Origin of the sequence: Flavobacterium sp. ZE23DGlu08, from assembly GCF_030505335.1 — a bacterium.
In the GTDB taxonomy this organism is placed as follows: Bacteria; Bacteroidota; Bacteroidia; order Flavobacteriales; family Flavobacteriaceae; genus Flavobacterium; species Flavobacterium algoritolerans.
The window spans coordinates 1,779,672-1,800,557 of sequence record NZ_CP130045.1 but is presented as its reverse complement, the minus strand read 5'-3'; the positions used below and the strand labels follow the sequence as shown (position 1 = coordinate 1,800,557).

The following is a 20,886-nucleotide window of genomic DNA, read 5'->3' as shown; positions in this document are numbered from 1 at the left end:
TCAGGAATGTACCGATTTTATTTCCCGTTAAATGTGGTCATCGTATTTTCCAGCCCTGCGGCTCCAAATGATTTTATAATCTCCGAGGCCAGTTCTAATCGTTCAGGAAGTGCCAGTTTTTCTGCGTCATCCCATTCGCCAAGAACATAGTCAACTTGTTTCCCTTTTTTGAATTCGTCGCTGATTCCAAAACGGAATCTAGTGTAGTTTTGCGTGTTCAGTACCAAATTGATGTTCTTTAACCCGTTGTGTCCGCCATCACTTCCTTTCGGTTTAATGCGGATGGTTCCAAAGGAAAGATTCAAATCATCGGTAATCACAAAAATATTTTCCAAAGGGATATTTTCTTTATCCATCCAATATTTCACTGCTTTTCCGCTCAAATTCATGTACGTGTTTGGTTTTAAAAGAAAAAAAGTTTTTCCTTTAAATTTGTATTGAGCAAGGGAACCCAGTTTTACAGTTTCGAAAGAAATCCCTTCTTTACGAGCCAAAAAATCCACTATTTTAAATCCGATGTTGTGACGTGTGTTTACATATTCGGCACCAATGTTACCGAGTCCAACTATTAAAAATTTATTACTCACGCTTTCTATATTATTTTTTTTGTGTTTGTGAACCTCTGGTTTTATATAATCCGTATTGTCATCTGTGTTTGTTGATGAGAATAAATTTGAAATCCATTTTATCATGTTGCAAAAATAAACTTAATTAGAGTATTGGACTATTAGATTTTAGAAAATCGTTAAGGAGAGCATAATATTTCTGGATAGCCCTGATGGGAGTGGAAATCCTTTTTATCCTGAACTTGTTTCTGGATAAAAAGATTGTAACATACAGCAGGAGAAGAGTTGTTGTGAAGATGGATAGCTGTGCTCCTGAATAGAATCTGAAACAGGTTTAGAAATAGAATCTGAAACGAGTTCAGATTAAATAAAAAAAGCACCAGTTTTACAACTGATGCTTTCTTGAATGATTGAAAAAATATTATTTTTTCTTTCCTTTTGCAGGAGCTTTTGCTGCTTTTGCTGCTTCTTGAGCTGCTTTCATAGCCGCACGAGAAATCTTCACTTGACAAATAACTGTATTGTCTGGGTGCATGATTTTGAAGTTTGGAGTAGGTACTTTAGTAACGTATAATTTGTTACCCATGTCAAGTGGTGTAATGTCAGCTTCAACGAAATCTGGAAGATTTTTCGGTAATGCTTTTACTCTTAATTTACGGTTGTTCAAACGTAAATCTCCACCTGCCATAACTCCTTTAGAGTTACCAACGATTTTTACTGGAACTTCCATAGTGATTTCTTTGTCATCAAAAATTTGAAAGAAGTCAATATGTAAAATCTTGTCAGACACCGGGTGAACCTGAATGTCTTGTAAAATAGCGTTAAATGATTTTCCTTTTCCAAGATCGATCTCAACTGTGTGAGCGTTTGGAGTGTAAACCAAGTTTTTGAAAGCCATAACTTCTGCTGAGAAATGAACTGCCTGATTTCCTCCGTATAATACGCAAGGAACCAATCCAGCATTACGTAGGGCTTTAGTTGCTACTTTACCCACGCTTTCTCTTTCTGATCCTTTAATTGTAATCGATTTCATTGTAAAAAAAATATAGTTATTAATAATATTACTTGTTTGGCTTCCAGCTTTTGGCTATCGGCATGACTTTATAACTTTAAGACTTATGTCTTACATTATAAACTTTCCACTAATGGAATTGTTGTGGTGCACCATGTGCATAACTTCAGCAAAAAGAGGCGCACAACTCAACACTCTTATTTTGTTTGATTCTTTCTTCAACGGAATAGAATCGGTAACTATTAATTCGCTCAATTTTGAGTTTTCAATTTTTTCGTAAGCCTCGCCAGATAAAATAGCGTGGGTACAAATTGCTCGTACGCTCAAAGCTCCTTTTTCTATCATTAAATCGGCGGCTTTCGCCAAAGTGCCTCCGGTATCAATCATGTCATCTACTAAGATTACATTTCTACCTTTAACCTCACCAATTAATTCCATGGTGTCAATCACATTAGCAGCTTTTCTCTGTTTGTAGCAGATAACCACATCTGAATTTAAAAATTTAGAATAGGCGTAAGCTCTTTTAGAACCTCCCATATCAGGTGATGCAATAGTCAAATTGTCTAAACCTAAACTTTCTACATAAGGTAAAAAGATAGTTGAAGCAAAAAGATGATCCACCGGCTTTTCAAAGAATCCTTGAATTTGATCGGCATGCAAATCCATTGTCATTACTCGTGTTGCCCCAGCGCTTTCTAATAATTTCGCTGTCAATTTTGCCCCTATCGGAACTCTAGGCTTGTCTTTTCTGTCTTGTCTTGCCCATCCAAAATAAGGAATTACTGCAGTTATATGTCTTGCCGAAGCACGTTTTGCAGCGTCAATCATTAATAACAATTCCATCAAATTATCTGCATTTGGAAAAGTCGAACAAACAATAAAAACGCGTAATCCTCTGATAGACTCTTCGTATGAAGGCTGAAATTCACCGTCGCTGTATTTTGACATGGTGACTTTCCCTAATGGGATTCCGTATTGCTCTGCTATTTTTTCTGCAAGATAGACACTTTGTGAACAAGCAAAAATTTTAGCTTCTGGTTCTAGGTGTGACATTAATTTGTTGTTTTGTAGTTAGTTAGTGTGTTTCGTTTTACCGAGGTGCAAATTTATAAAATTTATTCAACTCTGAAAGGAAAAAATTAAGTATTTTTAGTAGAACATTTAATATTATTTTTTACATTTGCACCGTGTTAAAGGAATTGATGGTTGATTTAAACACAATCACATCTTTTATTGCGTTGAAATAACTGTTGTTATTTCATGTCTAGCTAAGCCCGGATGGCGGAATTGGTAGACGCGCTGGTCTCAAACACCTGTGGGAAACCGTGCCGGTTCGACTCCGGCTCCGGGTACAAAAACCGCTTCGAAAGAAGCGGTTTTTTTGGTTTTAGATGGTTTTTTTCTCCTGAAATATCCATTAATATGGCGTTAATCACTTGATTATCGGTTCACTTGTAGCAGTTTTATACCCCAAAACGTTTTTTTTGTGATATTCTAAATAGAGTTTGAAAATTTTAACGATATCGTTATTTATACAATTTTATTTTTGTATTCTTGTAAGTGTAAATAAAACACTTAATTATGAAAAAAATAGTTTTGCTAGCTTTTTTGGCGCTGTCATTGTCTTCATTTGTGGGGAAACCAACCCGTTATTTTTTTGTCAACTCGGATAAAACAATAAAAATTGAATTTAGTCTAAACCTAAAGAAAACGCCTTCTTACAAGGTTTTCTTCAAAGATAAATTGGTTGTTAATACTTCTGATTTGGGGATTGTCAGAGAAGACGCTAATTTTTATACGGATTTAAAGATAGTGGCCGTTTCTAAATCGAAACCAATTCAATCCAACTATTCGATGCTGCAAGGGAAACGAAAAAAAATCGCTTATGCCGCAAATCAATACACGGTTAGCTTGCAAAACAATAAAGGGGAAAGAATGAATGTTATTTTTCAACTATCCCACGATGGAATTGCGTTGCGATACCATTTTCCAGAAACTTCGACAGCTATTAAAAAAATAGTTGAAGAGAAAACTACTTATAATTTTGACACCACCACAAAAGCGTGGTTGCAACCCATGTCCAAAGCCAAAACCGGATGGAAAGAAACCAATCCTTCCTATGAAGAGCATTATGCGATGGGCGTTCCCGTAAATACAAAACCTGCAATAGGAGAAGGTTGGGTGTATCCGGCTTTGTTTCATGCCAATGATACTTGGGTTTTGATTTCCGAAACAGGATTGCAAGCCAATTATTGCGGGAGCCGATTGGTATATAATGATACAGCCAAAGCAATGCAGGTAACTTTTCCGCAAAAAGAAGAAATTTTCCCTAACGGAGCATTGAATCCGGAATCTGTTTTGCCTTGGTACACGCCTTGGCGCATCATTACTATCGGGTCACTCAAAACCATTACCGAAAGTACGATGGGAACAGATTTAGCCGATCCGTCAACGGTTGCAGACACTTCGTTTATAAAAAGCGGAATTGCGTCTTGGAGCTGGGTTTTGCTGAAAGATGAATCGGTTAATTATGAAACTACCCATAAATTTATTGATTATGCCGCTGCTATGAATTGGCCGTATTGCTTGATAGATGCCGATTGGGATACCCGAATTGGCGATAAAAAAATGAAAGAATTGTCGGCTTACGCCAAAGGTAAAAACGTGAAATTACTCGTTTGGTACAATTCATCAGGATCCTGGAACAGTACGGAATACCATCCAAAAAGTAAATTGATTACCCATGCCGACAGAGTTCGGGAGTTTACCAGATTGAATGAAATGGGAATTGCGGGAATCAAAGTTGATTTTTTTGGTGGCGACGGACAATCGATGATTGCGTATTACCATGATATGCTGACCGATGCTGCGGCGCATAAATTAGTGATTAATTTACATGGAGCTACTTTACCCAGAGGTTGGCAACGCACGTATCCAAATTTGCTTACGACTGAAGCGGTAAAAGGATATGAATACATTACTTTTTTTCAAGATATTGCTGATTTAGCCCCAACACATTGTGCCATGCTCCCTTTTGCCCGAAATGTTTTTGACCCCATGGATTTTACACCAATGGTTTTGGATTCTATTCCAAATATTACCCGAAAAACAACTCCAGCATTTGAATTAGCCTTGCCCGTTTTATTCTTATCCGGAATTCAACACATGGCCGAAACGCCTGACGGAATGGCTAAAATGCCTGCTTATGTAGTCGATTATTTAAAAGACATTCCAACGAATTGGGATGATTCTAAATTTATTGATGGGTATCCGGGAAAGTACATTATCATGGCCAGAAAGAAAGACAATATATGGCATATCGTTGGGATTAACGGGGAAACCACTGCCAAAGAAATAGAAATTGATTTGTCTTTTGTAACTAATTCCAAAGGTTTTAGTATCGCCGAAGACGAGAACGGATTTCAGCAAAAAACAGTATCAAAAAGTACCAAATTAAAAGTAACTATGAAACCTCATGGAGGGTTTGTCGTGAAGATTTAGTTTTTTCAGGAGCTATTTCCCGCTTTACACTGCAATCTTTTCTTAATCCTGTCTGGGTAAACCCAGACAGGATTAAGAAAAGGATTTCCGTTGCAATCAGGGCTAGGGAATTCTGCATGTCCAATACCTTATTTCTAATCTAGATTTCAAGTAGTGTTAGCGTCAAATGACTCCAACACATGAAAAGGCTTTTTTATAATTTGTAAGAAAATTTTAATATATTTGAAAAGAGATAAAGCGAAACAAACCTTCGTGAATCTACCCATTTTTGGGTGTATATGCGAAGATTTGTTTCGTGTATATATTAGTTAGCAGCAAGCTAAATGCTAAAAGAAAAAATAATATTGAAATGAAACTAAAAATTATCCTGATACTATTACCAATATTTTTATTTGGTCAAAAAAAAATTGATAATCTAATTGAAATCAATTTTATTAAATCTCATGTAAAATATGTTGATAGTATTTCTAGTTTTACTCCTGAAGAAATTCAAAGTATTTATGAAATTCCTGGACACGCAAAAATTAATGGTGAACCTACAACATCAAGTAAAATTAATACTAGAATTTTAAAATACTCGAACGAAATTTTGAGAATTAATTATAACCAAACTGACTCAAAAGAATTTTGGATATATTATTACTATAATACAAAACCCATATACGTTGAGCTGTTTATATTGCGTGGAAAAAAAAACTTATTTAATAAAAAGAGATTTTATTTTCAAAATCAAAATATAACTCCTCTAACAAATTTAAAAAGTTATGACGATATAAGAGAAGAGGTGAAAGTCTTTATAAAAGCCAACGAATTACTAAAGTCCATAAATGAATAAGCCAACTGCTAACACACGCTACAAGCAAGCTGGGCATTTGGCTTAATTTGAAAATGGTTTTGTATTTGAAAAATTAGTTTTTAACAGAAAGTTTAGGCTTTCTTAATCCCAGCCTGTGTGTAGCGCGGGAACGTCAGGCTGTGAAAAAACCTCTTTTTTGCGTTAAAATCTTCAATTTTTCCTTTTCTACAATCCAAAAGAAAGCCTTTTAAGAAAGGTCTTTTTTAGGCTGCTAATTTTAAACTGGAAAAAAAGAACTCTAAATTCAGCTTTAAATAACTCGTTTTTAGCAAAAACAAGACTTTTGCCTTGTAGGGTGAGTTCCATTTTTTGAGTTTGGCAATCAAATCGGGAACGCCTAGGATATTGATACTGCGTTTGATGTTATACACCAGCATAATCAGGCTGTGTTCTCCGTTTACTTTTTCTAATCCCGTTAAGTTGGTATGGTTATAGCCCCATTGTCGTTTGATGGTGCCAAAAATATGTTCATTAATTTCTTGCCTCATGCGGTACAACTGCGCATTTGCATGGTAACGCTTGTTGTTTTCTTCTACGGCATCGGCATATTGGCTTCGGTCGATTTCTCTGCCTGCAGCTCTACTTGTACATAAATGCTTTACGGGACATTCTTTGCATTTTGGGGTTCGGTATTTTTTAAAATTATAACTGTCTTTATCTGTAGTTTTCTTATGCCAACTGCCTGTAGTTTTTAGTGTTTCGCCTTGTGGGCAAGTATAAGTATCGGTGTCGTGATCGTATTGAAATTGGGCTACCAAATAAGCCTTGGTCGTACCGTTTTCGTTACTTTTTCCTTGTTCAGGCTGTGCTACAATGGTAGTTATGTTGGCTTGTTTGCAGATTTCTATTTGTTTGCCATTATGGTAACCTTTATCGACCAATGCAGTATAGGTTTCGATACCCAGATTCTCTTTGGCTTCTATGGCAATAGCTGACAAAGCACTGCGATCATTCTTATTGATGGTGTGCGTGGCTACAACAAGATTATTTTTAGCATCGACTGCGGCTTGAACATTAAACGAAATTTCAACTACTTGTCCTTGAACTAGTAATGCTCTGGCATCACTGTCAGTTGTGCTTATTTGAGGCTCGCCACTTGCTTTTAGTTTTTCTTCCAGTTGCTCATAACGCAATTTGTTCCCTTTCAATCGGTCTAACTTTTGTTGGATATTTTGGATTATAGCTGGATTATCTTTGCCGTCATTTTCTTCCAAGGTATCCAAGTATTCTTGGGTCTTAGCTTCAATATAAGCTAAGTGTTTGTCTATTTTCTTTTGGTTAAAATTGGCTTTCTTACTATTGTGCGCGCGACTTTTGGTGCCATCAATAGCTATAGTTTCACCGCCTATTAAGTCAGAATCTTTTAAAAAGAGAACATAGAGTTTGAATAATTTTTTCAAAGCAATAGGATTGTCTTTTCTAAAATCTGAGATGCTGTGGTAATTGGGACGAATATCCTCTAAAAGCCATTGCATTTCGATGTTTCTCAAACATTCCTTTTCTAGATCACGGCCACTTCTGATTCCGTTGAGATAACCGTATAAATACATCTTTAGAAATACTTTACTATTGAAACTTGGGCGACCTTCGGTCTTGAGCGTTTTTACAGCAAAATCGAGTTTAGAGAGGTCAATATATTCGACAAAGGCATCTATAAATCGCACCTGATTATCGGGACTTATAGTGTCTTCTAAACTTGAAAAACGCATTTGTTGACGGGAAATACCTGTGATATGTTGCATTCTTAAAAATACGAAAAATCTTCTTTTTATACTAGTATTTTGTTATATTTGATGATAATACAACGGAGGTTTTTTCACAGACTGACGTTATATGCAAGTTTAAAAAAAAATGAAAAAAGACAAAAACAACAGTAAAATTATACCTTTTAGCCAACTAATTATTGGAGTTATTATTATTTGGATTATCTCTGCAATTGTAAGTTGGTTTACTTTTTCAGATTGGTTAAAAAGTGGATCTTTTGGAGATACTTTTTGAGCGATTAATTCTCTATTTTCAGGATTAGCTTTATCGGGAATTATTTATACAATTTTTTTACAAAAAATTGAATTAAACCTTCAAAGGAAAGAACTTAAATATACAAGAAAAGAACTCAGAAGAACAGCAAATGCTCAAGAAGAGTCAGTGAAAATGTTTAATGAACAACTTAGATTATCGAATTTACCGTTTTTACAATATAACTCTAAAGTAATAAATGCTAAAAATTGTCTAATAATATCGAATGAAAGTGACCACCCTGCATTTGATATTGATATTTGGCTTTTTGTTACTGAAAGTGATGAAAATTATTCGTATGAAACATTTATTAAAGATTGGGTTAAAGATGATTATAAAAGTTTAGCTAAGTTAAAAAAATTAATTGATGATGAAATTTGGGGCATTTCAGAACGTGGAATTTATCACTCATTCCCAAAAAGTAAGAAAATAATAATTCCAATTGATTACGTAATTGGAGATAACTCTTTTGAAATATATATTCAATATCGAGATAATTTAAATAATAATTATTCCCAAAGTATATGGTTTCATAACCAAGGAAATAGTTTAAAGCCATTTCAAGAGGCTATTTACAAGCCAAATATACCAACAGTTACAAATAGAATTGATTTAATAGATGAAAATCTTACTGAAGAGGATTTACCTGAAATAGCAAAAGGATTAGTTGATATGTATAATTCCTCCATTTTTGGTTCACGTTTGAAAAATAGAAATTTTAGAGGTGTTGAATATCATTGGGAAATGAAGGACGCATAAAACCTGTATATAACAGCCACTAACAGCGGTTTTGCGCAATTGGCTTAATGGAAAGTTGGTTTTGTATTTGTGATGATTTGTCAAATCCTCTAACTACCGATAGCGTATCGCTCGCGAACACTCTCAAAAGTAAATAACTGTAAATTGTAATTGAATGAGCATCCCGCTCGCAATCAAGAAAGTTATCTAAAACTACACTAAAACAGCACTATTAAATTACCTGATACCATAAAAAAAACCCGAAAGTTTTACTTTCGGGGTTACTAACTAGTTCCATATTTAAACCAAACCATTCAACTTATTTATGGGAATAGAAACTAATCTATAATTAGTTAGTGTATTGTTATTTAACAGAGAATTTAAAGCTTGTTTTTGTTTTATAATTCTCACCTGGATTCAAGACCGTAGTTGGAAAATCTTTTTGATTTGGAGAATCTGGATAGTGTTGTGTTTCTAGACAAAAACCAGTTCTGCGAGCATACGTTCCGCCATTTCTCATGGGTAAAGTACCGTCTAAGAAGTTACCGGAATAGAACTGTATTCCCGGTTGGTCGGTGTACACTTCCAATAATCTTCCGCTTCCCGCATCATAAGCCGATGCTGCAAAACGCTCTCCTTTATCTTGATTGTTCAGTACCCAGCAATGGTCGTAACCCAATCCGTTTTTCAATTGTTCGTCTTTCCCTTCGATTTGTGCACCCACTTTTTTCGCTTTTCTGAAATCAAACGGCGTATTGGTTACATCGGTCAATTTTCCTGTTGGAATAAGTGTTGCTGCAACCGGAACTAATTTATCTGCATCGATAGTGATTTCATGATCTAAAATTGGTTTAGAAAAATCAGAAGACAAGTTGAAATACGAGTGTTGTGTTAAGTTTACCACCGTTTTCTTATCGGTAGTCGCTTCATAAACCACGTCCAATGAGTTGTCATTGTTCAAGGTGTAGGTTACAAAAACAGTTAGATTTCCAGGATATCCTTCTTCCATGTCTTTACTCACATACTTCAATTTTAGCGAAGCATTGTCCCCGGATTTTGCTTCTTCGGCAGTCCAAACCACTCTGTGAAAACCTTCAGGTCCTCCGTGCAAAGCATTAGGATCGTTGTTGATGGCCAAAGCATATTCTTTTCCGTCCAAGGTAAATTTTCCCTTTGCAATTCGGTTTCCGTATCTTCCGATAAGGGCTCCAAAATACGGATTTGGTTTCATGTATTGTTCCAATGAATTAAAACCAAGCACTACTTCTTCTGATTTCCCGGCTTTGTTAGGCACTTTCAAAGAAGAGATAATTCCACCATAAGTGATAATATCCACTTCCATTCCTTTTTGGTTTTTCAGTTTGTAACTGTCAATTTTTTCGCCTTTTGGAGTCGTTCCATAAGCTGATTTTTCGATAGTCACCACATCAGTAGCTTTTGCTTCTGTAACAGTTTCTTCCACTTTTTTATCGCTTTTGCATTGAATATTCATACTTGCCAAACTTACTATGGAAATTCCGTAAATGCAACGTTTTAATACATTCATAATGATTCGTTTTTTAGTTTTTAAAAGTCTTAAAGTCTAAAGTTTAAAAATTAACTAAAACTTTAATCCTCTGCATTGGACATTAAGACTTTATGACATTAGACTTAAATTATAGACCGTGCTGAAACAAATGATAATAGGCTTCGTTAGCATTAATTTTATCCTTAAAGTCCCTAACGGTTGTTTTCTCATCGATAACAAGCAATTCTATACCTGCAATATCGGCAAAATCTTCCATATATTCAGTTGTCAAAACTTGACTGTATACCGTATGATGTGCTCCACCTGCTAAAATCCATGTAGTTGCAGCAATATCAAGGTCTGGTTTACAATCCCACAAGACGCGAGCAACAGGAAGTTTAGGCAAATCAGCCATTGGCGCTACCGCTTCTACTTCGTTTACAATCAATCGGAAACGGTTCCCCATATCAATCAGGGAAGCGTTGATAGCATTTCCAGCAGCAACATTAAATACCAAACGAACCGGATCTTCTTTTCCTCCAATTCCTAATGGGTGAACTTCACAAGAAGGTTTTGCATCAGCAATAGAAGAGCAAATTTCCAACATGTGAGACCCTAAAACATACGATTTTTGAGGCGTGAAATGATACGTATAATCTTCCATGAAAGAAGTTCCTCCTTCAAGACCTACATTCATTACTTTCATCGCACGGAGTAAAGCGGCAGTTTTCCAGTCGCCTTCTCCACCAAAACCGTATCCATCTGCCATAAGACGTTGCACAGCAATTCCCGGAAGTTGTTTTAATGAACCCAGATTTTCGAAAGTATCAGTGAAAGCACCAAAACCTCCTTCTACAAGAAATGCTCTTAATCCTATTTCTATTCGGGCAGCTTCTAGCAATGAATCTCTTTTTTCTCCTCCTTTTTGAAGGGCTGGAGCCAAAGTATAAGACGCTTCATATACTGCAACTAATGCATTGGTGTCAGCATCAGAAACGTTGTCAATGTGTTTGGTAATATCTGAAGAGTCGAAACCATTTACCGAAAAACCAAAACGGATTTGGGCTTCGACTTTATCTCCTTCAGTTACTGCAACTTCGCGCATATTGTCTCCAAATCTTGCCACTTTTAAGTTTTGGAACTCATCCCAACCTAAAACGACTCTGGACCAAATGCCTAATTTCTTTTGAACGCGTTCGTCTTCCCAATGTCCAACAACCACTTTACGTTTTTTACGCATTCTGGACATGATAAAACCAAACTCTCTGTCTCCATGAGCCGATTGGTTTAAATTCATAAAATCCATATCCATAGAAGCCCATGGAATTTCAGCGTTGAATTGTGTATGCAAATGGCACAATGGTTTTTTAAGAATATTTAAACCGCCAATCCACATTTTAGCAGGCGAGAAGGTATGCATCCAAGCAATAATACCAATACAGTTTTTGTTCGAATTGGCCTCTAAGCATACATTTGTAATTTGTGCTGGAGATTTCACCACATCTTTATATACAATTTTCACTGGTATATGAGACGAAGCGTGTAACCCTTTTGCAATATGTTGGGAATGCTCTGCTACTTTTCTTAGCGTTTCTTCGCCATATAATTCTTGGCTGCCTACTACAAACCAAACTTCTTTTTGAGATATATCTATCATTATTTTATTATTTTATATAGTATTGAATAACATTGTTTTACCTATTCTGGAAAATAACATTGAGTTATAAAATGATTTAAGATTTTTGATTTCAGAAGTTTAGACTCGTGTAAAACGAGAAATCTAGTGCTATGAAATCTGAAATCAAAAATCGTTAATCATCATTCAAAAATCTATTATTGTCCGTAATACGAATCTTTTCCGTGTTTGCGTTCGTAATGTTTCTTTATTAAGGAATCTTTTAATCTTGGAGCATTTGGGTTTATTTGCAAAGTCAAGTGTGCCATTTCCGCAATTACCTCTAAAACTTTACTATTGTAAACTGCTTTTGCTGCGTTCTTTCCCCAAGCAAAAGGACCGTGATTTCCAATGAGAATCATTTCCACTTCTTCGTACGAAAGGTTTTTTTCTTTGAAACAATCCAAAATCTGAATTCCGGTATTGTGTTCATAATTGCCTTCGATAAGTGCGTCGGCCATTGGCGCAGCACAAGGAATATCAGTGGTTAAATGATCGGCGTGAGTCGTTCCAAAAATTGGAATGTCTCTTTGCGACTGTGCCCAAGCTACAGAATACGTGGCGTGAGTGTGTGCTACACCACCGATGTTTGGCCAGTTTTTATATAAATAAGCGTGCGTTTTTGTATCCGATGACGGACGCATGCTGCCTTCGATAATGTTATTGTCAAAATCTACAATAACAATGTCTTCGGGTTTCAAATCTTCGTAAGGAACACCGCTGGGTTTTATCGCAAAAACGCCATTTTTTCTATCTACGGCACTCACGTTTCCAAAAGTATAGACTACTAAATTCAATGCATTCAATTGCATGTTTGCGTCGTAGCATTCTTGTTTTAAAGCATTATACATACTGCTCATGGTGTAGTTTTTTAATAGATGGATCGGCAAAAGAACTTAGTTGTTCATACGCCAAAAGCAATTTATTATAAGCAGCAACTTTGTCTAATTGTGGAAAATATTCACCGTCAAAATCACTTCCCATTTTTTGGCTGGCTTCTATTACATTCGGATAAATTCCTGCTGCAACTGCTGCATAAATAGCTGCGCCCAACGCTGGTGTTTGGTCTGAAGCCGCAATCTTGATTGGTTTATTCAACACATTTGCCAAGGTTTGCATGATGTAAGGCGATTTTCTCGCTACACCACCTATCCCGATGACGCTGTTTATTTTCACCCCTTCTTCCTCAAAGCGATCTACTATTTTTTTAGAACCAAAACAGATGGCGTTTACTAAAGATTTGAATAAATGTGGTGCTTTGGTTCCTAAATTCAAATTAGAAATAGCGCTTTTAATTTCCTGGTTAGCGTCTGGAGTTCTTCTTCCGTTAATCCAATCTAAAGCGATTGGCACACTTTCGGATAAAGGAATTTTTTCTGCTTCGGCGGTCAATTGAACGATTAAATTATCACTCATTTCTGCTTTTAATTGCTCTTTTTGAACATCAGTCAAAAGGGTAGAAGTAGCTAATAAATGTTCTGTTGGCCAAAGTAGTAATTCTTTGTACCAAGCCAATAAATCTCCAAAAGCAGATTGTCCCGCTTCCAGACCTATGAATCCTGGAATTACCGAACCATCAACTTGTCCGCAGATGCCACGAACGGTTTTTGTTCCGATTGACTCTTTTGAATCAATAATAATATCACAGGTTGAGGTCCCCATCACGCGAACCAAAGTATTTTCTTCAATTTTTGCTCCTACCGCTCCAGAATGTGCGTCGAATGTTCCCACTGCAATTAAAGTATCGGTTGTAAGTCCTAATCGTGTTGCCCATTCTTGGCTTAAGTTTCCGGCTACCAAATCAGAAGTATAGGTTTCATCGTATAATCTTCCGCGAAGTGCGGCAAGATATGGATGTAATTGACCTAAGAATTCTTCTGGAGGCAATCCGTTCCAGTCTTCGTGCCACATGGCTTTATGACCTGCTGCACAACGGCTTCTTTTGAATGTTTTTAAATCTTTATTGTCAATCAATAAATACGTCATCAAATCACAATGTTCCATCCAAGTGTAAGCGGCATCTTTTACAGCTGTATCTACTTTTGCAATGTGTAGAATTTTTGCCCAGAACCATTCTGATGAATAAATCCCACCTACATATTTGGTGAAATTTTCTCCACCCCAATTTTCGGCAAGTTCATTGATTTCGTTTGCTTCGTTGATAGACGTATGATCTTTCCACAACACCATCATCGCATTCGGATTGTGTTCAAAACCTTCAGTCAAAGCCAAAGGAATTCCATCTTTAGTAACTGGTACTGGTGACGAACCGGTGGTGTCAATGCAAATGCTTCGTATTAGTGAAGGATCTATATTGCTGTTTTGAACAACATATTTTATGGTCGTTTCTAATCCTTCGATATGATCTAAAGGATGCTGACGAAACTGATTTGTGGATGCATTGCAATATTCTTTGGTTGCCCATCGCTTGTATTGACAAACATTTGATGCTAACTCTTGCCCATTTTCAGTGTCTATTAACATCGCTCGAACAGAATCTGTTCCGTAATCTAATCCTATAACATAATTTTTCATCCCAAAATCTTTTAAAGAATTACAAATATAATATATTTATTTTATAAGTGTATAAAAAACACTTAATTTAATTTGGTATTATAATTTTTATCAAAAACGCATAAAAACAGCGTTTTACGAGTAAAATAAAAAACAAACGTATGATATACATTTATTCTGTTGCGATTATTTCATTTTTAACTTCAAAACAGTAACAGAATAGGGTGGAAGGCTCGTTTGTGCATTGTCCCCTTTTAAATTAAATCCCTTTTCTGTAGGGCTTATTTTCTTAGGATTTGCAAATGAGTTCTCGTCTTGTAGGTTTGGACTTGTAAGGGTAATTATAGTTCCTTTAGCTTGTAATTTGGTTCCTTTTAAGTCTACATTTACTTCTTGTGCAGTCGCCGATGTGTTTACTAATTTTACAATTACTTCTTTAGAGTTGCTATCTTTCACTGCCGATGCAAACAGATTGTTTTGCCCAGTTACCGGTTTTCCGTCTTTGGTAATTGCTATTAAATCGGTTCCTCTATTGGTGGCAAATAATTTTTGAACATAATAGTTAGCAGAACCATACGCTTCCAGATTGTTGAACCAAAGTAAATCTGGTGTCCATTGCCACGCTTCTTCATGTGCCATCAATGGTGCGTAAGAAGTTAAATTAACGACCTCGGCATTTCTTTCTAAACCGGTCATGAAAGCAGCTTCAGAGAAGGCACATTCCCAATTGTTTCTATTATCAGGACTTGCAATAGCCACACTTTGAGCAGCATATTCTCCTGCGAAAATTTTAGGGCCTTTTCGATCATAACTGTCGTAACGAGTGGCATTTTCTCTAAACCATTGTGGGCTTTTATAATAATGCTCATCAACGATTTCAGCATTCAATTTTTTAAGTTCTTGCATGCCGTATTCAAAATAATCTCCTTCTGGAAATGGTCCGCTTCCGGAAACAATAATCATTTTTGGATATTTTGCTTTAATCGCTTTTTCAAATACTTTGTATCTTTCGATGTAATCTGGTCCCCATTGCTCATTTCCAACACCAATGTATTTTAGGTTAAACGGTTTTGGATGTCCCATTTCAGAACGAATTCTTCCCCAAGGGGTTTCTGTACCGCCGTTTGCAAATTCAATTAAATCCAAAGCATCTTGAACGTAAGGATCTAATTCTTCCATTGGAACTAATTCTCCGGTATTGAACTGACACGCCATTCCACAGCTCAAAATAGGCAAAGGTTGCGCGCCTAAATCTTCGGAAAGTTGGAAATATTCAAAAAATCCCAATCCAAAAGTCTGGAAATAATCTGGTGCCGGTTTGTGAGTGAATTCAGTGTTCCAGCGGTTGATTAAAGTTTCTCTTTTTTCCACATCACCCACTGTTTTTTTCCATTGGTAGCGTTGTGCCAAAGTTCTTCCTTCAACAATACAACCTCCAGGGAATCTCAAAAATCCCGGTTTCATATCATGCAAAAGTTGCACAATGTCTTTACGCATTCCGTTTTTTCTGTTCATCCAAGTGTCTTCTGGAAACAAAGAAATCATGTCTAAATCGATGGTTCCATTTCCTTCAAAGGTGATTTTCAATTGTGCTTTTGCCTCGGTTTGAGTAGCAGTAAATTGTGCAGTATAGCTTTTCCAATCGTTTGATGTTGGGACAATACTGGTTTCGCCTAATACTTTTTTGTTTTTATCAATAAATTGAATGATGATTTTTTTGATTTCACCATTGTGATTTGCCGCTTTTAGCGAAAGATTGTATTTGGCATCTTTCTTAATTCCCATGCCACGGAATCCTTCATTAATCATCGAAAATCCTTTGGCATCATTGATTAATACTCTGCAAAAACTTGGATTGGTTTTGTTTTCCAATGCTTTGACAGTTGTAGCAATTCCGGATGTTGTATTGAAAGAATGTTTATCGCTATTCGGTTGTTCCCAACCCATAAGCGGCGCTTCAAATTCAAAAGAACGATTTTTAATCATTTCGGCATACAAACCACCATCGGCAGCAAAGTTGATGTCTTCAAAAAACACACCGTACATTGTTGGTTGAATTTTAGTTACAGTAGTAGCGGTATTAACTTCCAGATTCGTTTTTTGTGCATTGGCATAAAAGCCATTTAGTAAAAGCCCACAAAGGGTGATTTTGGTAATTAAATTTGGTTTCATTTTTTATTGGTTTAAGGTTTAAGGTTTAAAGTTGTGGGTGTACGCATTTAAACTTTAATAATTCGTCTAGTATCTAAATATCGTTTTACTCTTTGTAATCAATCCAAACTTTCATTTTTCCAACGCCTCTGTTTGACCAGGAATAATACGGAATGGCTTTTAATTTTTTGGTTTGGATTGTATTTACGCCTTCCAAAAGGGTTTCTTCTTTTTTAACTTTGAAAGTATCGTTTGCACCAATGGTTATGGCATCAAAATTAGTAGCATTATCAGCTTCTTCAATTGCATATACAATAGGTCCGTATTCCAAAGCGACTTTCCCTTTGTTGCCTTCCACCTTCGCATTGGTTACTACTTGTTTTACTTCCATTGGGAAATCAAGGACAATTTTTTCACCTTTTTTCCATTTTCGGGTAATGGTGATGTATCCTTTGTCTTCTTGGTATGCAAATGCTTTTCCGTTTATAGTAACGGTTGTTTTTGCAGTTGAGGTAGTCGAATAACGATATAAATCTCCCGGTAAAACCTGATTTCTCGCCCAACTTGGAATGCGTAATTTTATCGTAAATTCACTTTCTTTTTTGGGAGAAACAGTAAGAGCAACTTTTCCGTCCCAGGGATAATTGGTTTGCTGTGAGATTTCTAAATTGGTTTTGTCCAATGCTATTTTCGCCGTATTCGAAGCGTATAAATTCACATAAAGTACGTCTTTACTTTTAGAATAAATCAATCCCGGAATCGAAGGAATAAACCGAATCAAATTCGTTGGACAACAAGAACAGTCAAACCAAGATTGACGGGTACATTCGCCACGATTGAATTTATAAACACCATCCGATTCCAATGCATTTGGATAAAAGAATTTTTTTCCGTCCAATGACAATCCAGAAATCAATCCGTTGTATAAAGAGCGTTCAATCACATCAAAATAATCTGAATTTCCAGAAATATTATGCAGTCTATGGTTCCAATACACATTTCCGATAGCGGCACACGTTTCGTTATAAGCGGTTAGATTTGGCAATTCGTAATTTTCGCCAAAAGCTTCTCCATCGTGTTTCGCACCAATACCTCCCGTGATGTATGTTTTTTTATTGACCATATTATTCCACAAATGATTCACCGCATTCCCGTAAGCAGCATCATTTTCTAAAGCAGCAATATCCGTCATTCCAGCATACATATAAACCGCTCTTACGGCATGTCCCACCGCTTCTTTTTGTTGAACAACAGGAATGTCATCTTGGGAGTACGCACCGTATAAGGTGTGGTTTTTTGGATTTCCGCGGTTGTCCAAAAAGTATTTTGCCAAGTTCAAATAGGCTTTGTTATTGGTAACTTGGTATAATTTTACCAAGCCTGTTTCTACAATTTGATGTCCTGGAACACCATGAACTTGATCTGCTCTGTCGCCAAAAGTGCGTACTAACATATCCGCATTTTTGAGGGCAATGTCTAAGAAGTTTTTCTTTCCAGTAGCTTCGTAATGCACTACAGCTGCTTCAATCAGATGACCGGAATTGTACAATTCATGACTGATTTGAAGTGATTCCCAACGCTTTCCTTCAATCACAGGAACCCAAGGAGCTGGCGGTTTGGCTGGATTGATGGTTCTCCAGGTTGTTAAATAACCGTCTTTTTCCTGACCAATTTTCACAATGCTAATTAGTGAATCTAATAGTATTTCGAGTTTTGGATTGGGTTCACTGATTAAAGTGTTTGAAGCGCCTTCGATAATTTTATAGACATCGGTATCGTCAAAAGGCATTTGACCTTTTACGGTTCCTTCCATTTTGCCTCCTGCAATTAAAAAGTTGTCCATGCGGCCTTCTTCTTGACATTTTTGAATGGCGTATTCGATGGTTTTTTCCTGTACTTTCTTGATGATAGGCAACCAAAAAGCATCTGTAACCTTGACATTTTGAATGTTTACAGGAGTTATGCTGTAACCTGATTTTTTGGGTGAATTCGATTTTTTTAAACGTTGTTGTGCTTGTCCGCAAACGGTCATTAGAATCGAAACTGCTAGTATTGTTTTTTTTATAAAGGTCATTTGCCTACTATTAATCTGTTTTTAATTCAGTGGTGCTACAACAGGCCATAAATCAGCATCCCATTGCATTTGTTTTATTTTTAAAACAGGTCTCCCTTTTTGCTTGGAATCATACGCATGAAAAATGATGTAATCTTTCCCGTCAAAAGTATAAGCGCTGTTGTGTCCTGCTCCGAACCAGTTTTCGTTTCCTTGAATAAGAAGTGTTCCGCCACCTTCGTTTAATGATTTTCCGTCTTTATCCACATAAGGACCGGTAATAGTTTTAGATCTTCCTACGACTACTTTGTAGGTGCTTTTTTCGCCTCGGCAGCACAAATCCCAAGAAAGGAATTGATAATAATATCCGTTCTTTTTGAAAATAAACGGAGCTTCAAGTGCGCCATCTCCCGGATCAGTATCTGCTAATTCGAAAGTTCTTTTGCGTTTTGAAATGGTGGACCATTCTTCTGGTTGTGCTACTGATTTTAAATCTGGATTTAATTTTACCATTTTCAAACCATTCCAAAAAGAACCAAATGCCAACCAAGGCGTGTTGTTGTCATCAAAAGTCAAATTGGGATCTATGGCATTCCATAAATCACGATTTGGTACTGACTGAATGACAATTCCGTGATCGACCCATTTATATGCGGGGTCTTTTGGGTCCAAAGTTGTATTGGTTGCTAATGCGATTGCAGAAGTATTTTTTGCGAAAGCAGAAACCGAATAATACAAATAATAGGTATTGTTGTGAAAAGAAACATCCGGTGCCCAAATATGGTTGTCGAAATTAGGCACTACTTTATCTACCCAAACCGGTTTTTCTTTGAAAATAGTGGGTTCCGGCTGCCAGTTTTTTAAATCTTTGGAACTAAAAACACTGATTCCTTTTCCCGTGCAATACAAATAATAAGTGTCTTTTTGTTTGATCATTACAGGGTCGTGAACGGTAATGTCTTGCGCCCAAGCGGAAGCCGTCATGATTAGTAAGAGAAGTAATGGTTGAATTTTTTGATATAATTTCATGCTTTATTTTTTATTTTTTAAACCATATAAGTCATTTAAGAAAATATAAGTTTTTGATATTGTGTATTTTTTGAACTGTTTTTAATTTCATCTTATACGGTTCAAATTTTTAAACCACTTAAGGAAATATAAGTTTAAATGGTTCTATTAATCGTTTGTGTTTAAAGCCATTTCCTGTAATGTGCTTATTTTTGAATGCCTTCCGTAGTCATAATTACACGTTTCAGCGTTCCGTCTTCATTGTAATATAGACGGTCTATGCACACGGATCTTCTGAAACTACCACCGTTGGGTTGAGTTGCGCCATTGTGATAAATGAAATAATCTTTTCCTTTGAACTCAATAATCGATTGATGGTTGGTATTCGAGTTTCCAGCTATTTCATTCAGAATTCCTTTGTATTCCCATGGCCCGTTGATAGATTTACTCATGGCATAAGCGATTTTTTCTGGAAACTGATACGCATACGACAGGTAATACCAATCCTTTTTTTTGTGAATCCAAGGCGCTTCGGTGAAATTTGGTAAGGAAATGGTTTGTATTGGTCCATCAAGTTCAACCATGTTTGCTTTTAATTTTGCGTAATGACAAACAGTATTTCCCCAGAATAAATAGGCCTGGCCGTCATTGTCTATCATAACAGTTGGGTCAATATCGTCCCAACTAATGTTGGTTTTGGTTGTCATGTCATTAGTAATAATGGCTTTTCCTAACGCATCTTTGAAAGGACCTGTTGGACTGTCAGCGACAGCCACTCCAATTGATTTTCCTGGAATCGTTCCATGTTCAACAGTAACATACCAATAGAATTTTCCGTTGCGTTCAATGACTTGAGCAGCCCAAGCATCGGATTTTGCCCAAGTAAAATCGGTTACTTTTAGCGGAACCGGATGTTCTTGCCAGTTCACCATATCCGATGAGGAATATACCAGCCATTCATTCATTTTATAAAAATTGAAATCATTTGGCGCTTCATCATGACCGGCATAGAGATAGACTTTGTCTTTATATACCAAAGCTGCAGGGTCGCCGGTGTACTTGTCTTTTATGGCTGGGTTGTTGATTTGCATGGTTTGACTCGGATTTCCATCATTGGCGGAAGCCGTAACACTATCTGTTTTTATAGTTTTACAAGAGGAAAGAAATGCCAGTAGCAATAGGGTTGTAATTGTATTTTTCATTTTGATTTTTCTGTAAAAGAATGAAAAGGGCGCTTTATTTGTAACAGCTGCCTTTCTGTATCATTAAAAAGGCAGCTGTTTTTAGTG

At 36.4% G+C, this 20,886-nt stretch carries 16 protein-coding genes and 1 tRNA gene; 5 read left to right on the top strand and 12 right to left on the bottom strand.

The genetic code is table 11. From position 1 onward, the window contains the following. Positions 1-17 precede the first annotated feature (17 nt). The 3 genes from pth to Q1W72_RS07880 form a co-directional block, all read right to left on the bottom strand. On the bottom strand, positions 18-692 hold the full coding sequence (pth, locus tag Q1W72_RS07890; protein ID WP_302137827.1) for an aminoacyl-tRNA hydrolase: 675 nt from the start codon (positions 690-692) through the stop codon (positions 18-20). A gap of 295 nt (positions 693-987) precedes the next feature. Further along, a complete protein-coding gene (locus tag Q1W72_RS07885) occupies positions 988-1,599 on the bottom strand; it encodes a 50S ribosomal protein L25/general stress protein Ctc (protein ID WP_099713819.1) in 612 nt (203 codons plus the stop codon). A 90-nt stretch (positions 1,600-1,689) separates the two neighbouring features. Then, on the bottom strand, positions 1,690-2,631 hold the full coding sequence (locus Q1W72_RS07880; RefSeq protein WP_099713818.1) for a ribose-phosphate pyrophosphokinase: 942 nt from the start codon (positions 2,629-2,631) through the stop codon (positions 1,690-1,692). A gap of 219 nt (positions 2,632-2,850) precedes the next feature. Between Q1W72_RS07880 and Q1W72_RS07875 the strand changes: the two genes are divergently transcribed. From Q1W72_RS07875 to Q1W72_RS07865, 3 genes are all read left to right on the top strand, one after another. Beyond that, positions 2,851-2,930 (top strand) — tRNA-Leu (locus Q1W72_RS07875). A 229-nt stretch (positions 2,931-3,159) separates the two neighbouring features. After that, positions 3,160-5,079 (top strand): glycoside hydrolase family 97 protein, encoded by a 1,920-nt coding sequence (locus Q1W72_RS07870; RefSeq protein ID WP_099713808.1) that lies wholly within the window; start codon positions 3,160-3,162, stop codon positions 5,077-5,079. 349 nt (positions 5,080-5,428) lie between these two features. Further along, positions 5,429-5,914: a hypothetical protein gene (locus Q1W72_RS07865; protein ID WP_302137825.1), complete on the top strand. Its 486-nt coding sequence runs from the start codon at positions 5,429-5,431 to the stop codon at positions 5,912-5,914. 224 nt (positions 5,915-6,138) lie between these two features. Here Q1W72_RS07865 and Q1W72_RS07860 read toward each other — a convergent pair whose 3' ends face one another. Further along, complete coding sequence (locus Q1W72_RS07860) at positions 6,139-7,677, bottom strand: IS1182 family transposase (RefSeq protein WP_302135917.1); 1,539 nt, start codon at positions 7,675-7,677, stop codon at positions 6,139-6,141. Between the two features lie 109 nt (positions 7,678-7,786). On the opposite strand from Q1W72_RS07860, the gene Q1W72_RS07855 reads away from it, so the two are divergent. Both Q1W72_RS07855 and Q1W72_RS07850 read left to right on the top strand, forming a co-directional pair. Continuing rightward, complete coding sequence (locus Q1W72_RS07855; protein WP_158234582.1) at positions 7,787-7,933, top strand: hypothetical protein; 147 nt, start codon at positions 7,787-7,789, stop codon at positions 7,931-7,933. A 153-nt stretch (positions 7,934-8,086) separates the two neighbouring features. Next, complete coding sequence (locus tag Q1W72_RS07850) at positions 8,087-8,710, top strand: hypothetical protein (RefSeq protein ID WP_099713806.1); 624 nt, start codon at positions 8,087-8,089, stop codon at positions 8,708-8,710. Positions 8,711-9,053: 343 nt separating this feature from the next. Here Q1W72_RS07850 and Q1W72_RS07845 read toward each other — a convergent pair whose 3' ends face one another. From Q1W72_RS07845 to Q1W72_RS07810, 8 genes are all read right to left on the bottom strand, one after another. Next, a complete protein-coding gene (locus tag Q1W72_RS07845; protein WP_099713805.1) occupies positions 9,054-10,235 on the bottom strand; it encodes an aldose epimerase family protein in 1,182 nt (393 codons plus the stop codon). A gap of 109 nt (positions 10,236-10,344) precedes the next feature. Further along, positions 10,345-11,853: an L-arabinose isomerase gene (araA, locus tag Q1W72_RS07840; RefSeq protein ID WP_282713473.1), complete on the bottom strand. Its 1,509-nt coding sequence runs from the start codon at positions 11,851-11,853 to the stop codon at positions 10,345-10,347. 176 nt (positions 11,854-12,029) lie between these two features. Continuing rightward, positions 12,030-12,731 (bottom strand): L-ribulose-5-phosphate 4-epimerase, encoded by a 702-nt coding sequence (locus Q1W72_RS07835; protein ID WP_099713803.1) that lies wholly within the window; start codon positions 12,729-12,731, stop codon positions 12,030-12,032. Next, positions 12,715-14,406, bottom strand: coding sequence for a ribulokinase (locus Q1W72_RS07830; protein WP_302137823.1), 1,692 nt, complete (start codon positions 14,404-14,406; stop codon positions 12,715-12,717). The genes Q1W72_RS07835 and Q1W72_RS07830 overlap by 17 nt, the downstream gene beginning before the upstream one ends. A gap of 165 nt (positions 14,407-14,571) precedes the next feature. Further along, positions 14,572-16,557 (bottom strand): alpha-L-arabinofuranosidase C-terminal domain-containing protein, encoded by a 1,986-nt coding sequence (locus Q1W72_RS07825; RefSeq protein ID WP_302137822.1) that lies wholly within the window; start codon positions 16,555-16,557, stop codon positions 14,572-14,574. A gap of 85 nt (positions 16,558-16,642) precedes the next feature. Beyond that, positions 16,643-18,610 (bottom strand): glycoside hydrolase family 127 protein, encoded by a 1,968-nt coding sequence (locus Q1W72_RS07820; protein ID WP_302137821.1) that lies wholly within the window; start codon positions 18,608-18,610, stop codon positions 16,643-16,645. A 21-nt stretch (positions 18,611-18,631) separates the two neighbouring features. Continuing rightward, a complete protein-coding gene (locus tag Q1W72_RS07815) occupies positions 18,632-19,618 on the bottom strand; it encodes an arabinan endo-1,5-alpha-L-arabinosidase (RefSeq protein WP_302137819.1) in 987 nt (328 codons plus the stop codon). A gap of 185 nt (positions 19,619-19,803) precedes the next feature. Then, positions 19,804-20,799: a glycoside hydrolase family 43 protein gene (locus Q1W72_RS07810; RefSeq protein WP_302137817.1), complete on the bottom strand. Its 996-nt coding sequence runs from the start codon at positions 20,797-20,799 to the stop codon at positions 19,804-19,806. Positions 20,800-20,886 lie beyond the last annotated feature (87 nt).

Coding starts and splice junctions, on each gene's coding strand:
- pth (WP_302137827.1), bottom strand. CDS start 692: ATGATAAAATGGATTTCAAATTTATTCTCATCAACAAACACAGATGAC.
- Q1W72_RS07885 (WP_099713819.1), bottom strand. CDS start 1,599: ATGAAATCGATTACAATTAAAGGATCAGAAAGAGAAAGCGTGGGTAAA.
- Q1W72_RS07880 (WP_099713818.1), bottom strand. CDS start 2,631: ATGTCACACCTAGAACCAGAAGCTAAAATTTTTGCTTGTTCACAAAGT.
- Q1W72_RS07870 (WP_099713808.1), top strand. CDS start 3,160: ATGAAAAAAATAGTTTTGCTAGCTTTTTTGGCGCTGTCATTGTCTTCA.
- Q1W72_RS07865 (WP_302137825.1), top strand. CDS start 5,429: ATGAAACTAAAAATTATCCTGATACTATTACCAATATTTTTATTTGGT.
- Q1W72_RS07860 (WP_302135917.1), bottom strand. CDS start 7,677: ATGCAACATATCACAGGTATTTCCCGTCAACAAATGCGTTTTTCAAGT.
- Q1W72_RS07855 (WP_158234582.1), top strand. CDS start 7,787: ATGAAAAAAGACAAAAACAACAGTAAAATTATACCTTTTAGCCAACTA.
- Q1W72_RS07850 (WP_099713806.1), top strand. CDS start 8,087: ATGTTTAATGAACAACTTAGATTATCGAATTTACCGTTTTTACAATAT.
- Q1W72_RS07845 (WP_099713805.1), bottom strand. CDS start 10,235: ATGAATGTATTAAAACGTTGCATTTACGGAATTTCCATAGTAAGTTTG.
- araA (WP_282713473.1), bottom strand. CDS start 11,853: ATGATAGATATATCTCAAAAAGAAGTTTGGTTTGTAGTAGGCAGCCAA.
- Q1W72_RS07835 (WP_099713803.1), bottom strand. CDS start 12,731: ATGAGCAGTATGTATAATGCTTTAAAACAAGAATGCTACGACGCAAAC.
- Q1W72_RS07830 (WP_302137823.1), bottom strand. CDS start 14,406: ATGAAAAATTATGTTATAGGATTAGATTACGGAACAGATTCTGTTCGA.
- Q1W72_RS07825 (WP_302137822.1), bottom strand. CDS start 16,557: ATGAAACCAAATTTAATTACCAAAATCACCCTTTGTGGGCTTTTACTA.
- Q1W72_RS07820 (WP_302137821.1), bottom strand. CDS start 18,610: ATGACCTTTATAAAAAAAACAATACTAGCAGTTTCGATTCTAATGACC.
- Q1W72_RS07815 (WP_302137819.1), bottom strand. CDS start 19,618: ATGAAATTATATCAAAAAATTCAACCATTACTTCTCTTACTAATCATG.
- Q1W72_RS07810 (WP_302137817.1), bottom strand. CDS start 20,799: ATGAAAAATACAATTACAACCCTATTGCTACTGGCATTTCTTTCCTCT.